The sequence below is a fragment of the Muriventricola aceti genome (assembly GCF_025567565.1).
Classification (GTDB): domain Bacteria; phylum Bacillota; class Clostridia; order Oscillospirales; family Oscillospiraceae; genus Lawsonibacter; species Lawsonibacter aceti.
The window spans coordinates 347,620-359,674 of record NZ_JAOQKF010000002.1; the positions used below are offsets into that span (position 1 = coordinate 347,620).

Genomic DNA, 12,055 nt, shown 5'->3' on the forward strand with positions numbered 1-12,055 from the left:
TCGCGCCCTATCCATTCTTCATCTTCAACTCCCATGTGTAACATTTTGACGGGCTTCCATCAGCCTGGTAGAACCGCTTAGACGCTTCGTTGTAATCAAGCCGCACCCGATCCCTCGCTCCAAACTCTCTATTCTTCAGCACGGTCAGGAGTGTAGAATATCCCACCTCCCGCACCTTCTCCTCCGGTACCCGCTCGACCTTGAACACGTTGTCAGCCCGGTTTGTAATATCCGCGCTCCCACCTACATCGTCCGCTTCAATCGGGCCGTCCGTTTTCCTGGGATGCGCCACCAGATGCACATGGACATCCAGCCGCTTTGAAAACGCCACCAGCCTCCCGGCAAATGAGGACTGCGCCCTCCAAAATCCAATTTGCTGCTCGTTCTTTAGTTCAGCCGTCATGATGTTATCTACAAGAAACGTGTCACACCCATACCTCCGGTTGGCATACTCGAAAAGTTTGAGAATGTTGTCCTCGTCATGGGCATTCTTCTGCTGAATGTCCGTTAAAAACAGCATCTTGTCCCACCACTCGTTGATTGCCGGTATAACCCGATCCTCAACATCGTACATAACTCGGCCCGTCCGTTGGTCCTCCCGCCGCCGGGTGTGGAGATAACCCGCCGCCTGCTGGAGCAGCCCAAGTTTAAACTGCTCCTTTGGAAGCTCCCCAGAGTAGGCGCAGACGCAATGGCTTTGGTTCACCGCGTCTAACAATATCTGTCCCAGAATTGTGCTCTTGCCCTCCCCACGCTTTCCGGTCCAGACGGACAGCTCTCCGCCTACAAAGCCTCCAATGGCCCGGTCCAGGTCAGGGATACCGGACACCACCCGCTTGGCGTTTTTCCGCTGTGTTGTGTCCACATCCGCCAGGTTGAGCAATCCTTGAGTGGGCAGCTCCTCCGCGTTGAGCAACAGCCGGTCAATGGCTTTCAGGCCGCCCTCCTCCCGCAATGACCACACCGTCTCGCACCCCAGGAAGTCACGTGGCGCTGGTACCATCACCGGGATGGGCACTCGCGCGGTCAACTGCTCCGCCGCCTCATCCTGTGCGGCACCAGGTGGGATCGCCAGCAGGATATACGGGAACTGAGCCAGCCACTCCGTCCATCCGTTGACCTCAGACCAGGGTGCTGTCAGCGATTTGCACACCGCGTTGATCCTCACTGCGTCCACGTCCTCCGCGTTCCGTACCCACCAAAGCCCCGTGGGCTGGGATGGGTCTATGAACTCAGGACGGAACAACAGGGCGTCATTTGGCCCAGTAATCATCCTCTCCGTCCCCCTTCCGCTTGTCTTCCACCGCGTCCCAATCGGCTAAACATCGAACGCCTTGAGCCAGCTTGTTTCGCAGGATCGCCCGGATATATGACCAGGACGTTTTTTTCTCATCCAGGGCAATATCAAACGCCCTTTGACAGCACTCCGGCCCCATCTGCTCCACATAGCCCTTTAGCTCATCAAGGCTCTGTTGTGACGGATTGGCGTTGATTTTATCCAGGTACGCAGACATGACGGTGGCGATGGCTTCGCGCGTGCGTGCGGAGGATGTTTCCTGTTCTAACGATAAGTTATCTATATACGATGATGATGTTCCATTTCCTAAAGGTAATACCATGGTATTACCACTGGACATACCATCGTCATCCTTTTGTTTATTCCACCGCTTTGCCACATTCTCTCTTTGCCGTTGAGAGTGAGCCTCCCTTTTTTTGATCTCCTCCTCCATTCGGCGGTTGAACAGCTTGCCGTCCTCGTCCGTCTCGAACTTCCCCCGGACCTCCTCAGACAGCCTCCCGACCGCACGGGCTACCTCCCCCTCCGTCATGTGCCCCCGCTCCCTCTGGAGGCACAGAAGGGTGATGTACTGGCCACGCTCCTTCATATTCATCAGAGCCGCCCCGCCCAGGAAATCGGATGTATAGAACAAAACGGCGGGGTCTTTGTTCTTTGCCATCTTATCTCATCCCCTTAAAACGGGAGTTTGCCGTCATCGTCGGCCAGTTCAGAAAAGCCGTCCTGCTGGGGCTCCGGCGCTCCGTAGTCCCCGCTGGTGTTGGAGGTGTCCCCGCTCCGCTGAGAGTCCCCGAAGTAGATATGGTCGGCTACCACCTCAGCGCTGGTGCGCTTGTTGCCGTCCTTGTCCGTCCAGTCACGCATCTGGAGCCGGCCCTCCACAACAGCCATACGTCCCTTAGTAAAATAGCGGCTGACAAACTCCGCCGTGTTCCGCCAGGCCACCACGTCTATCCAGTCGATGGCTTTCTCGCCGGTCTGCTTGTCCTTAAAGTCCCGGTCCACCGCCAGACGGAAGGAGACCACGGGATTTCCTCCCTGAGTGTGGCGAAGCTCCGGATTTTTCGAGAGTCTTCCTTGCAGCACGATTTTATTCAGCATGTTTAAGCCTCTTTCTTCTAATTTTTTCCTTTGTTTCTTCTGAGTGATGAGTCCCGGTATGGTGAAATACTGTATGAGCGCCAACAGACATAAGGCATAGATTTTCAATTCTGTTGTCTGTTTTATCCCCGTTAAGATGATGAACGCAGCATCCAGATGGAACAGGAACCCCAGTCTCTTTTTCCCACACATAGATATGCTCCATAACATATCCGCCTGCATCTGCCCTCAAATGCTCAGGCACGAGGACCTGCCGATATCCCTTTGCTGTGTATTTAACTCCGCCTTTCCAGTTGCTTGCGTTTTCACGCCTCCGTGCCTCAGATCTGTTTATAAATTCGATGTTCTTATCTTTCCTAAGCCCGAGTTTATACGCTTTCTTATAGATTCCTTGCTTTGATTTTTCTGGGATCATACTAATAAGCACCGAATTTGATACCTTGTTATAGTTTTCCAAAAGTATGGACACTTCCCGGTCCGTCCAAGTTCTCACCGTCTCACCCCCATTTGTGATACCTCACTTTCTCCTCGGTCCAGTCAGGATAAAAGCCTCTGAGATAGTTGATGATGTATGCCCTGATGTCCGCCTGGGAATGGAACCCCAGAGGCCGCAGACGGTCCATAAACAGCCCCTCGTCGAAAGCGTAGTGGCAGGGGCCGCACAGGGTAACGATGTTCTCCACCACCCCCATGCCGCCCTGGGAGCGGCGCACCACATGACAGTGGGGGCCTCCCGGAGCGCCGCAGAGGATACAGGTGGCGGGGCCGTGGGTGCAGTCCCGCGCGGCCACAGCGGCCTTGACACGGGCCGGGATGTCCGTCATTTTAGTCTGCCGGTGCATGGCCCCACTCCCTTTCTATCTGTGCGTCCAGAATGCGAATCTGGAGCTTATATCCGTTTACAGCCTCCAAAGCTGATTTATAGACTACATCCGCAACGTCCCGGTTGAATTTAAGACCGGCGATGGTACGGTCTCCCCGACATACGTCAGAGATGATAGTTACAGGTGTTCCCTTATCCCGCTCCAGCAGGATGCATTTTGCCAGCTCTACCCGATAGTCCTGCTCCGCCTGGGCATAGGCGGAGCCTCGGCTCCTTAGCTCCTTAATGGCGGCATCCAGCATCTTGAACTTCTGCCACAGCTCGTCCATCAGGTTGTCTCTCATCTGCGGTCACCTGCGTCGCCGTGTCTGGCCTCCAGGACAGCCTCATTCATGGTATTGGCCCTATCCTGCTCCTTCCTGGCACAGTCGATACAGATCGGCCGCCCATATGCCTCAATGGACTTCCTAGCTGCATCAGATGCTGAAATGATTGTCCCATCCTGTTTTCGGATTCCTTTGATACTTTTACCGCATAAAGCGCACACTGGAATGGTGTCGTACTTGCTCCGGCCGGCGGCCCAGTAGACATCCGCACCCATGCCGAGGGCCTTTGCCGCCACCCCGATGGCATCAGTAAGCGCCATCTTATAGCACTCATCGGAGGTATACAGACCGTTGCGCTCCTTTGCGATGAAAGAGGAGCCGCCAGTGCCTGGTATTCCATCCGACCACTCACCGTTTTGTTTGTAGTAGAGCATGATGTCCATAAAAGCGGACACTTCATCGTTTGCGCCCCGCTCCATCCACTCGCGCTCGATGGTGTACTTCCAGCCTATCCCACAAGGTCCGAACCGCTCCGTGAGGCACTGGATGCGCCACATGGGGTTTATGTCTGTAAAACCGTTGAGCCGTCCGCCATTGATTTGCTTTTTCGCAGACTCAGGGACTGTCCGCACGGAATTGAAAATTTCCATGTTGTCCATCTTCTCACCTTACCTGCATATTGGTCCGTTCCACAAGCACAGCCCCTGGGATATCAACTCCTCCTTTAAGTAGGTCAGTAACAGCCCGCTTGTCCACCGAGGGAGCCGCATATACCACCATGTCAGGGTGTCCATTACTGTCCAGCCATTCCGCCAACGAGGTGGTATCCTCTACTTCCAGGGCAGTAGACTTCCGGTAGCTGATGGAACACCGGGCAGTCTGAAACTTCTCGCCACAAAGAGCCTCACGCAAATAGTCTTTCAGTCTGGCCGCCTTTGCCTCTGTCCGCTGCCGACGCTCCTTCAGAACTACTTCTTCCTCCTTGATGGCCTTTGCGTCAGCAGTCAGGTTTTTGATCCACAGGGCCATATTCTCCAACTTTACTTCCCGCTCCATTTGGAGGGCGGCGAACGCATCATAGTCCATCAATTCCCCACTTTCAGGGTCTACTAGCGCCTGGATGGCGCTGTCGATTTCATACAGTGTCATCTGATTACCTCCTCAAAACATAAATCCTGCCAGCAGGGAGCACATAAAGATCATGCTAGACACCACCAGGCACCGCCTCACAATGCGGTTCATGCGTGCCTCACGCTCCCGGCGGCACTGATAGCAATATTCTCTAGCGTCGTGGTTTCGCTCCACCAGAGAGCGTCCGTCCTCAATGTACTTCACTTTTTCCGCCTCCTATCCCATATATCCCAAATGATTAGAACCATTGCCACAATGATACAGGCGTATGCGCCCATAAACAGGAAGGTATTCAAGGCTTGTCCTCCCTCCCTTGCTTCCAAATAACCGCAGCCTCAACCTACCTCAAAGGACTCTAATAGCTCAAAAGATTCAGATATTTTTGTCCTTCCCTTCTATCACCGCAGCCACATCCTCCGGTGTGATACCGTGGTATTCCACACCCCACATTTCACAAAGTTGCCGGTCGTTTAAAAACTTGGGGATATAAAATAGTCCCTCTTCAAAGGTACAGGTCCTTGGTATCCTGACTCGGCGATATGTAGTTGACCGGGCATTCGGCGCCCGCTTTGCCAAGTCGTCAATCGTTTCCGCCCTGCGCTCCAGGCCGTAGAATACTGCGGCTCTGAACACCCGCTCCATCCGTTGGACCGGGGTTTCTTTCAATTTCGGCATAAAGGCCCCTCCTCTCTATCTCGGAAATCTCAAAACTCTGTTTGTTCTAGCAGGATGGGACGAGCTGGAACAATGGTAGAAATGGCGTGCTTGTAGATGATCTGCTGTTTTCCATCACTGTCCAGGACTACGGTGAAGGCATCGAAGGCAGAAACGGTTCCCTGCATCTGGTAGCCATTCATCAAAAACACGGTGACGGGTTGCCGCTCCCGGCGGAGCTTGGTCAGCAAAATTTCCTGCAAGTTGTTTTTCTCTCTCATAGCAATCGTCCTTTCAAAGATGGATGTAAAAAAGTCGGGATAACTTCCTGACGGTTTCGGCCTCCTCCGCCCGCCGTTCTACAAGCTGTCGGGGCTTATTCCCTGGCAGGCCTCACTCCCGCCCTCACGGGCGGTTTTCTTATGCTCCTTGGTCCTCGGTGATGCGCTGGTCGGGGTGCTTTTTATTGTCCCTCCCGCTAGAATATGGTAGTATGTGGTCGAAAGGGGATGATCCATTTGATGGAGTGGATAACATTCGGTATTGCAGTTGCAGGTTTTTTGATGTCTCTAGCAACATGGATTCTCACATTTTTATCTCAAAGAAAAAATATAGGAATCAGAATTACAGAATGTAAATCGGATGACGAAATTACGCTTTGCTTTGTCCATATTGAAAATAAATCTCGACTTCCGATTGCTATCACACGAATTGTTTTGCTGTCTGGAGAAAATGAAGTAGATTGCGTCCCCTTCCCGACTTGGGTTTTGGATGATACCCGAAGAAGCGGAAAAGAAATCATATCAAGGAAAAGTTATTACTCAATGCAAATGCCAATCGCTATATCTGCCCTTGGAGCTGTGAGCGGATACGTTCTTTTTCAATCAGATCAACGTATGCTTCCAGATGATGCCAAGCTTCTGAACTTGAAAGTCTATACCAATCGGGGCCTGACAAAAATATGGTCAATTCCACTTTGATTGGAGAATTAACACCGCCATACATCTCTCGGATTTGATATGTTATCGCCCTCCCCTCCTTTTCATGTTCCCTAGTCGTCGGACCGTTTGAATAGCGTTTCCTGATCCATGTCGGGGAAGAATTTTTCCAGTTTCGGAACTTTTCTTCCTGTATATTGTATAGAACAAATTTTCTATACAATATATTGATTTTTGTCGTCGGATATGGTACAATTATCCAAGAAGGGTAACTGTTTCTTGCCCTCCATTTTCAAGGAAAGGAGAAATGCCTTTTGAACATGGTTCCTGTCAGTTCCACTGATATTTCCAGCATCGGGTATGAAAATGGGACTCTCTACATCTCATTTCATAAAGGCGGCACCTATGCCTATTTCGGCGTCCCCCAGTCTGTATATACCGGCCTCATGTCCGCAGGGTCTCATGGGAAATACTTTCACACATTTATCAAGGGCAGGTATGGATACACCAGAGTCTAATCTATAACTACCAGCACCACCGCAGGGCCGTTTACTGAGACCGTCACATCTTGGTACGGTTCTGCGGTGTGTTTTTCTACTCCTTCCCTGTGGCTCAATTCGGCCACCAGATCACAGGTCTTTACGTTAGATAGGTTCATGGGAATCGCCTCCTTTCAGTCATCTAAGAACAGCTCGTATGGAACGCCAATACACTTACAAAGGGCTTTGTAATCCTCCACTGTCAGTGGAGATTTTCCGTTCAGGACGTTACTCAATCGTTGGGCTGTCCATCCGCACTTCTTAGCAACAAAAATCTGCTTAATACCGTGAGCTTCCATATACGCCTTGATAACAGGTCCGACTTCCATCCCTCTCACCCCCTCCCCTATTTACCGTCCCGTTTTATTGGACAAATTCTTTACTTTCCTGATTGTGACTTCGTTTCGTTGATTCCTATGGTTAACTTTGGTACAATTAAAATGAGGTGATTGTATGATCAGGAATCAAACAGATTATCGGAAAGCTATGTGTAAAATGATTCGAAAAATTCAAAATGCTAGTAGTGCAGAAGAAATTAATGATTTAAACATGAGCATTGAAGATGCGGAAATATTGAATGACTGTATAGAAAACGGATTTGTTCGAGGCAGAACTTCATATCGAAATCATAAGGGAGAAGAGATCGAACTTCGTACTATGGACGGAAAAGCACATTCGGAGATTTTTAACACAGTAATTACGCTTAAAGGTCTGGAGTTTCTAAAGCCAGATAGGACAAAAACGAAGGCCAATTTGGCTATTATCATTTCTGCTATAGCCGGAGCGGTTTCTCTCGGCTCTCTCTTGGTTTCTGTTCTGGCGAACCTGGATAAAATTATTAGAAACCTGGAGATTCTGAACGACCTACTTTTTTAACTTCTACATTCTTTCCAATGTCCATTTCAACCCGCTCGCACAAAAGGGAAATAGTTGCTTTTGGGCGATATGGGCCCTCTATTTTGACTTCACATGACAGACATTTATCGTTAATGCAGACTCCATTAAGATAGATGTCTGTTTTCCCATCTATAGAGCGAATTATTAAACCGGATTTCTCTTCTGGTCTTAACATCTTACTCACCCCCTCCCCTTCTTGTTTATGTACTCCTCAAAATCTAGCCGACTAGACTTCAAGGGGAAAGAAAATCACTAACCTTCACATCTAAGGCTAAAGCAATTTTTTGGAGAGTATCAGTTGTCGTTACCGCATCCGGGTTATTCTCCAAATTGGAGATTGTTGGCCTAGAAACACCAGATTTCTCGGCTAATTCCTCTTGAGAAATACCTTTTTCTTTCCGAATGCGCTTTATGTCTAACTTCATCTTATCACCTCCTTGCCCGTAGTATAGTCGACTAGATTCATTTTGTCAAGTGGATTTTACGATTTTTCTTGACTTTCTTACTTTCCTCCGTGTATAATGCACTTGACAAACGGGAGGTGAATGTATGACGCTTGGAGATATTATCAAGGAATATCGGACTTCTCACGGCCTTAGCCAAGATATTATTGCAGAGCGTTCGGGACTTAGTAAAGCATATATTTCTATTTTAGAACGAAATCGAAACCCTAAAACAGGAGAACCACCGATTGCTACTCCTAAAACAATCAATGCTATTGCATTGGCAATAAATAGCGATTTTGACACTATATTTTCAAAACTGGATTCAAATTTAAAAATATCCATCGGGGAACAACTCCCTCAAGCATCTATCCCCCGTCCCCTTCCTCCCAACATCACTGCTCTCCCAACCATGAAGGAGTGGCCGGTGCTGGGGGCCACGGCCTGCGGCAAGCCCCTCCACCGGGAGCTGCTGGAGGAAACCGTTATGGCCCCGGCAGATATCAAGGCGGACGTGGTGTTCCGCTGCGTGGGTCACAGCATGATTAACGCCCGGATTTTTGACGGCGACGCCGTGTTCATCCACATCCAGCCAGAGGTGGAAAACGGACAGATCGCCGTGGTCCGCATCGGGGACGAGTACACCCTGAAGCGGGTATATGTGTACGGGGACTGTGTGGAGCTCCGGGCGGAGAACCCAACGGTCCGAACGATTACAGTCCGGGGGGCAGAACTGGACCCGGACAACTTTGAGATTGTCGGCCTTGCGGTCGCTTTTTTCAGTACTGTTTTTTAACCCAACCACCGGAGGGTGGAAAAGATAGAGAGGAGGTTGACCGTGTCTGCAAAAAAAGTAGAAAGCGTGATTCATGCTGACGGTGTGGATATTTCTGTGGTAACAACCGTTGGGGGCGAGGATGATTATATCTCGCTGACGGATATTGCAAAACATAGAAACCCAGAATTTCCGGCTGATGTCGTAAAGAATTGGATGAGGCTCAGAAGCACCTTAGAATTTTTGGGGCTGTGGGAAGAACTAAATAACCCCAATTTTAACATGGTCGATTTCGACCAGTTTAAAAATGATGCAGGCTCTAACGCATTTGTTATGTCCCCACAAAAGTGGATCAAAAGCACCAATGCAATCGGACTTATTTCCAAGTCTGGCCGCTATGGTGGGGGGACTTTTGCTCACAAAGATATTGCCTTTGAATTTGCTTCCTGGCTCTCACCTGAGTTCAAGCTGTACATCATCAAAGACTACCAGCGTCTCAAGGAGGATGAGGGGCACCGGCTCGCCCTTGACTGGAACGTCAAAAGAATACTGGTCAGCGCAAACTATAAAATTCATACAGACGCAATCAAGGAAAATCTTATACCGCCAGAGCTTTCTAAGCAACAGCAGGGATATGTATATGCAGATGAAGCCGACCTCTTAAATGTTGTACTATTCGGAAAGACCGCAAAACAATGGCGCATAGAAAATCCAGGCATTAAGGGAAATATCCGGGATTACGCAACAATTGAGCAACTTCTTGTCTTGACCAACTTAGAAAATCTAAATGCCTACTTGGTCAATCAAGGTGTGCCCCAACCAGAGCGCATGAAGAAATTGCGTGCCACAGTGGTCTATCAGTTGAAAACTCTTTCAGAAGGTAAGGGAGCAAGAGAGTTGAACTATATGCACAATCAGTTAAAACTCCCTGTCGATGAATAAAAATCCCTGCCCAGCACTTGCAACACTGAACGGGGGAGTAAAAGGATAATTACCTGGTGCCCCAACCGCCGGAAGGCGATAAATATAGAGAGGAGAATTACTACGGGACTAATTGGTAAGTTGGGCGGCTCTTTGGCTTCCGGTATGCTCGGTAATATGAGTGAGGTGTCTGTAGAGGATTTGACAAAAGAATACGGCGCATACTTGATGGAAGGTGAAACGATTCAAACTGGCTTCCGTCTTGTGCGTGACGTGTTACTGTTCACAGACAAGCGCATCATCGATTTTGACAAGCAGGGGGCTACTGGCCAAAAGATGCGGGTGGATTCCATCAACCTGTCCAGCGTTATCCACGTTTCCGCAGAGACTTCCGGCTTTGGGCTGGATGACAGCGAGATCAATATTTCGTACATCACCTCCCCCTACTACAAGGCAAATACTGGCGTGTCTGTCAGTGAAAAAAAATTTGAGTTCCCCAAAAAATACAATATCCAGGTGCTGTATAAGCAGTTGCAGGAGATTGCCTACGAAAACCACGAAAATCTGAACAAATAAAACTGCTCCCCGTTGTCGTGCATCCATGTCCTGGAACCATGTGATATTATCTAATCATATTTTTGGGGGATGCAGCCATCGAAAGGCCCTAGCGGCCAAATCCGCCGATGTATTCGGATTTGGCATGAAAAAAACCGCCCCGGACTCCTACCTCCGGGACGGCAACGTGCAAACGAACCCCAAACCGCTAAATCCAAGGCACCTTTGCGCCCTCATTGTATCATACATAGGTACGTTGGTGCAAGAGAAAGGAGAAAAAACATGGCCACCGCTAAACAGCTTCCCTCCGGCTCCTGGAGATGCCAAGTCTATGCTGGCACCGCACCTGATGGAAAACGTCAGTACCGTTCTTTCACTGCCTATACTAAGAAGGAAGCGGAGTATGCCGCCCTGGAGTGGCAGCTCCACTACCGGGAAATATCTAGGGACTCTTCTAATATGACCTTAGCCGAGGCGATGGAGCGATATCTGGCCTCTAAAGACAGTATATTGTCACCATCGACCGTCAGGGGCTATGACATCATACGCAGGAGGCACCTGCAAGGGCTCATGCAAATCCGCCTAAATCGATTGACACCATCTATGATCCAGGAAGCATTCAATATAGAGAGCAAGCCCTATACTGATAGTCAGGGCCGAGTCCATATGCCCACCCCAAAGTCTGTACATAATATTCATGGGTTCTTTTCTGCTGTTCTACGGGAGTATCACCCAGCTTTGCGTCTAAATATCACCCTTCCGCAAAAGGAATTGAACGAGCAGCAATACTTAGAGCCTGAGCAGGTAGGTAAGCTTTTACGGGCAATCAAAGGATCAGAAATGGAAGTCCCTATACTTTTGGCACTCTGGCTTAGTCTTCGATCTTCTGAAGTCACAGGTCTGACCTGGAAATATGTAGACTTTACACACAACACTATTACGGTTCGTCAAGCCAGAGTAAGGAATAAAGAAAATCAGTGGGTCGAAAAGTCTACCAAAACGACCTGCTCCACACGCACTCTCCATGCGCCTGAGTATATCATGGAACTGCTAAAGGCCAGCAAAGGCAATGATGGCCCGGAGGATCATGTAGTCAAAATCAAAGGAAATTGTTTACTTCAAAGGCTCAAAACAATCCTGCGCAAAAATAATCTTCCTCTTATCCGCTTTCATGATTTGCGGCATACCAATTGCAGTTTAATGAGTGCTCTTGGGGTACCAGAAAGATATATGATGGCCCGCGGTGGCTGGTCAAGTCCGCGGGTTATGCGCTCGGTGTATGACCATACGATGCGTAGTAAACAGAATGAGGTCGACCAAAAAATCGATAGATGTTTTTATCAGCTTATGAAAGAGGAGGACGCCTGATTTTAATCGCCCCCCTATCAATCTGTGTGATATTTCGTGTTGCATGATTGTTCGGCGTGTGATATTTACTTGCCTTTTTTCTCGTTAGAGTGTAAAATATGGAAAAAAGCAAGGGAGGGAGCAATCACCAAATCCCTTGTGCCGCAACGTTTTCAGGAAAAATGAAGAAACCAGGCCTTTTCAGACCTGGTTCTTCTTGGTGCGCGAGGCGGGAGTCGAACCCGCCAACAAAAGCACAAAGTAATTGTGGCACAATGGTTTTCGGTTTTTGTGGTATAATTGTGTTG

22 protein-coding genes and 1 pseudogene are annotated in these 12,055 nt (G+C 49.2%); 8 read left to right on the forward strand and 15 right to left on the reverse strand.

All coding sequences use genetic code 11. The features are described from left to right. Nucleotides 1–7 precede the first annotated feature (7 nt). From OCV64_RS03810 to hfq, 11 genes are all read right to left on the reverse strand, one after another. Entirely contained in the window at nt 8–1,273 is a 1,266-nt protein-coding gene (locus OCV64_RS03810; RefSeq protein ID WP_262669387.1) for a DnaB-like helicase C-terminal domain-containing protein, read from the reverse strand. Further along, the gene (locus OCV64_RS03815) at nt 1,254–1,958 is read right to left on the reverse strand and encodes a DnaD domain protein (protein WP_262669388.1); all 705 of its coding nucleotides are present in this window, start codon (nt 1,956–1,958) and stop codon (nt 1,254–1,256) included. The genes OCV64_RS03810 and OCV64_RS03815 overlap by 20 nt, the downstream gene beginning before the upstream one ends. 14 nt (nt 1,959–1,972) lie before the next feature. Further along, entirely contained in the window at nt 1,973–2,398 is a 426-nt protein-coding gene (locus tag OCV64_RS03820; protein ID WP_262669389.1) for a single-stranded DNA-binding protein, read from the reverse strand. After that, entirely contained in the window at nt 2,388–2,855 is a 468-nt protein-coding gene (locus OCV64_RS03825) for an HNH endonuclease signature motif containing protein (protein ID WP_186853337.1), read from the reverse strand. Before OCV64_RS03825 ends, OCV64_RS03820 begins: the two co-directional genes overlap by 11 nt. Before the next feature lie 40 nt (nt 2,856–2,895). Further along, the gene (locus OCV64_RS03830) at nt 2,896–3,240 is read right to left on the reverse strand and encodes an HNH endonuclease (protein WP_262669390.1); all 345 of its coding nucleotides are present in this window, start codon (nt 3,238–3,240) and stop codon (nt 2,896–2,898) included. Then, nucleotides 3,224–3,565: a hypothetical protein gene (locus tag OCV64_RS03835; protein ID WP_186853335.1), complete on the reverse strand. Its 342-nt coding sequence runs from the start codon at nt 3,563–3,565 to the stop codon at nt 3,224–3,226. The genes OCV64_RS03830 and OCV64_RS03835 overlap by 17 nt, the downstream gene beginning before the upstream one ends. Further along, nucleotides 3,562–4,197: a hypothetical protein gene (locus OCV64_RS03840; protein WP_186853334.1), complete on the reverse strand. Its 636-nt coding sequence runs from the start codon at nt 4,195–4,197 to the stop codon at nt 3,562–3,564. The genes OCV64_RS03835 and OCV64_RS03840 overlap by 4 nt, the downstream gene beginning before the upstream one ends. Before the next feature lie 13 nt (nt 4,198–4,210). Further along, nucleotides 4,211–4,696, reverse strand: a complete 486-nt coding sequence (locus tag OCV64_RS03845; RefSeq protein WP_186853333.1) for a siphovirus Gp157 family protein — start codon at nt 4,694–4,696, stop codon at nt 4,211–4,213. A gap of 12 nt (nt 4,697–4,708) precedes the next feature. Next, nucleotides 4,709–4,882 carry a hypothetical protein gene (locus OCV64_RS03850; RefSeq protein ID WP_186853332.1) on the reverse strand — a complete coding sequence of 58 codons (174 nt, stop codon included), beginning with the start codon at nt 4,880–4,882 and terminating at the stop codon, nt 4,709–4,711. Nucleotides 4,883–5,050: 168 nt separating this feature from the next. Next, nucleotides 5,051–5,353: a hypothetical protein gene (locus OCV64_RS03855; protein WP_186853331.1), complete on the reverse strand. Its 303-nt coding sequence runs from the start codon at nt 5,351–5,353 to the stop codon at nt 5,051–5,053. Nucleotides 5,354–5,382: 29 nt separating this feature from the next. Then, nucleotides 5,383–5,613 carry an RNA chaperone Hfq gene (hfq, locus tag OCV64_RS03860; RefSeq protein WP_186853330.1) on the reverse strand — a complete coding sequence of 77 codons (231 nt, stop codon included), beginning with the start codon at nt 5,611–5,613 and terminating at the stop codon, nt 5,383–5,385. Between the two features lie 237 nt (nt 5,614–5,850). Here hfq and OCV64_RS03865 point away from each other — a divergent pair, with 237 nt between their 5' ends. Further along, nucleotides 5,851–6,312, forward strand: coding sequence for a hypothetical protein (locus OCV64_RS03865; RefSeq protein WP_186853329.1), 462 nt, complete (start codon nt 5,851–5,853; stop codon nt 6,310–6,312). Nucleotides 6,313–6,590: 278 nt separating this feature from the next. Then, nucleotides 6,591–6,788 (forward strand): KTSC domain-containing protein, encoded by a 198-nt coding sequence (locus OCV64_RS03870; RefSeq protein ID WP_317246494.1) that lies wholly within the window; start codon nt 6,591–6,593, stop codon nt 6,786–6,788. Here the strand turns inward: OCV64_RS03870 and OCV64_RS03875 are convergent. After that, complete coding sequence (locus OCV64_RS03875; RefSeq protein WP_186853327.1) at nt 6,785–6,928, reverse strand: BC1881 family protein; 144 nt, start codon at nt 6,926–6,928, stop codon at nt 6,785–6,787. The two genes, OCV64_RS03870 and OCV64_RS03875, sit on opposite strands and share 4 nt — an antisense overlap. Nucleotides 6,929–6,943: 15 nt before the next feature. Beyond that, nucleotides 6,944–7,138 (reverse strand): helix-turn-helix domain-containing protein, encoded by a 195-nt coding sequence (locus tag OCV64_RS03880; protein WP_186853326.1) that lies wholly within the window; start codon nt 7,136–7,138, stop codon nt 6,944–6,946. A gap of 124 nt (nt 7,139–7,262) precedes the next feature. Here OCV64_RS03880 and OCV64_RS03885 point away from each other — a divergent pair, with 124 nt between their 5' ends. Then, nucleotides 7,263–7,685, forward strand: a complete 423-nt coding sequence (locus OCV64_RS03885; RefSeq protein ID WP_186853325.1) for a hypothetical protein — start codon at nt 7,263–7,265, stop codon at nt 7,683–7,685. 254 nt (nt 7,686–7,939) lie between these two features. On the opposite strand, the gene OCV64_RS03890 is transcribed toward OCV64_RS03885, so the two are convergent. Then, complete coding sequence (locus OCV64_RS03890) at nt 7,940–8,131, reverse strand: helix-turn-helix domain-containing protein (RefSeq protein ID WP_186853324.1); 192 nt, start codon at nt 8,129–8,131, stop codon at nt 7,940–7,942. 124 nt (nt 8,132–8,255) lie between these two features. On the opposite strand from OCV64_RS03890, the pseudogene OCV64_RS16150 reads away from it, so the two are divergent. Next, nucleotides 8,256–8,330 (forward strand): annotated as a pseudogene (locus OCV64_RS16150) (hypothetical protein); the annotation flags it as partial. Here OCV64_RS16150 and OCV64_RS03895 read toward each other — a convergent pair. After that, nucleotides 8,294–8,494, reverse strand: coding sequence for a hypothetical protein (locus tag OCV64_RS03895; RefSeq protein ID WP_243201050.1), 201 nt, complete (start codon nt 8,492–8,494; stop codon nt 8,294–8,296). The pseudogene OCV64_RS16150 and the gene OCV64_RS03895 sit on opposite strands and share 37 nt — an antisense overlap. 82 nt (nt 8,495–8,576) lie before the next feature. Here OCV64_RS03895 and OCV64_RS03900 point away from each other — a divergent pair, with 82 nt between their 5' ends. The 4 genes from OCV64_RS03900 (at nt 8,577) to OCV64_RS03915 (ending at nt 11,768) form a co-directional block, all read left to right on the forward strand. Then, nucleotides 8,577–8,945, forward strand: a complete 369-nt coding sequence (locus OCV64_RS03900) for a LexA family protein (RefSeq protein WP_262669391.1) — start codon at nt 8,577–8,579, stop codon at nt 8,943–8,945. Nucleotides 8,946–8,987: 42 nt separating this feature from the next. After that, complete coding sequence (locus OCV64_RS03905; RefSeq protein WP_186853322.1) at nt 8,988–9,866, forward strand: KilA-N domain-containing protein; 879 nt, start codon at nt 8,988–8,990, stop codon at nt 9,864–9,866. 144 nt (nt 9,867–10,010) lie between these two features. Then, on the forward strand, nt 10,011–10,421 hold the full coding sequence (locus OCV64_RS03910) for a PH domain-containing protein (protein WP_186853321.1): 411 nt from the start codon (nt 10,011–10,013) through the stop codon (nt 10,419–10,421). Nucleotides 10,422–10,682: 261 nt separating this feature from the next. Next, nucleotides 10,683–11,768 carry a site-specific integrase gene (locus OCV64_RS03915; protein ID WP_186853320.1) on the forward strand — a complete coding sequence of 362 codons (1,086 nt, stop codon included), beginning with the start codon at nt 10,683–10,685 and terminating at the stop codon, nt 11,766–11,768. The last annotated feature ends 287 nt before the right edge of the window (nt 11,769–12,055 follow it).

Coding starts and splice junctions, on each gene's coding strand:
- OCV64_RS03810 (WP_262669387.1), bottom strand. CDS start 1,273: ATGATTACTGGGCCAAATGACGCCCTGTTGTTCCGTCCTGAGTTCATA.
- OCV64_RS03815 (WP_262669388.1), bottom strand. CDS start 1,958: ATGGCAAAGAACAAAGACCCCGCCGTTTTGTTCTATACATCCGATTTC.
- OCV64_RS03820 (WP_262669389.1), bottom strand. CDS start 2,398: ATGCTGAATAAAATCGTGCTGCAAGGAAGACTCTCGAAAAATCCGGAG.
- OCV64_RS03830 (WP_262669390.1), bottom strand. CDS start 3,240: ATGCACCGGCAGACTAAAATGACGGACATCCCGGCCCGTGTCAAGGCC.
- OCV64_RS03835 (WP_186853335.1), bottom strand. CDS start 3,565: ATGAGAGACAACCTGATGGACGAGCTGTGGCAGAAGTTCAAGATGCTG.
- OCV64_RS03840 (WP_186853334.1), bottom strand. CDS start 4,197: ATGGAAATTTTCAATTCCGTGCGGACAGTCCCTGAGTCTGCGAAAAAG.
- OCV64_RS03845 (WP_186853333.1), bottom strand. CDS start 4,696: ATGACACTGTATGAAATCGACAGCGCCATCCAGGCGCTAGTAGACCCT.
- OCV64_RS03855 (WP_186853331.1), bottom strand. CDS start 5,353: ATGCCGAAATTGAAAGAAACCCCGGTCCAACGGATGGAGCGGGTGTTC.
- hfq (WP_186853330.1), bottom strand. CDS start 5,613: ATGAGAGAGAAAAACAACTTGCAGGAAATTTTGCTGACCAAGCTCCGC.
- OCV64_RS03870 (WP_317246494.1), top strand. CDS start 6,591: ATGGTTCCTGTCAGTTCCACTGATATTTCCAGCATCGGGTATGAAAAT.
- OCV64_RS03875 (WP_186853327.1), bottom strand. CDS start 6,928: ATGAACCTATCTAACGTAAAGACCTGTGATCTGGTGGCCGAATTGAGC.
- OCV64_RS03880 (WP_186853326.1), bottom strand. CDS start 7,138: ATGGAAGTCGGACCTGTTATCAAGGCGTATATGGAAGCTCACGGTATT.
- OCV64_RS03885 (WP_186853325.1), top strand. CDS start 7,263: ATGATCAGGAATCAAACAGATTATCGGAAAGCTATGTGTAAAATGATT.
- OCV64_RS03890 (WP_186853324.1), bottom strand. CDS start 8,131: ATGAAGTTAGACATAAAGCGCATTCGGAAAGAAAAAGGTATTTCTCAA.
- OCV64_RS03895 (WP_243201050.1), bottom strand. CDS start 8,494: ATGGATATTTTTAAATTTGAATCCAGTTTTGAAAATATAGTGTCAAAA.
- OCV64_RS03910 (WP_186853321.1), top strand. CDS start 10,011: ATGCTCGGTAATATGAGTGAGGTGTCTGTAGAGGATTTGACAAAAGAA.
- OCV64_RS03915 (WP_186853320.1), top strand. CDS start 10,683: ATGGCCACCGCTAAACAGCTTCCCTCCGGCTCCTGGAGATGCCAAGTC.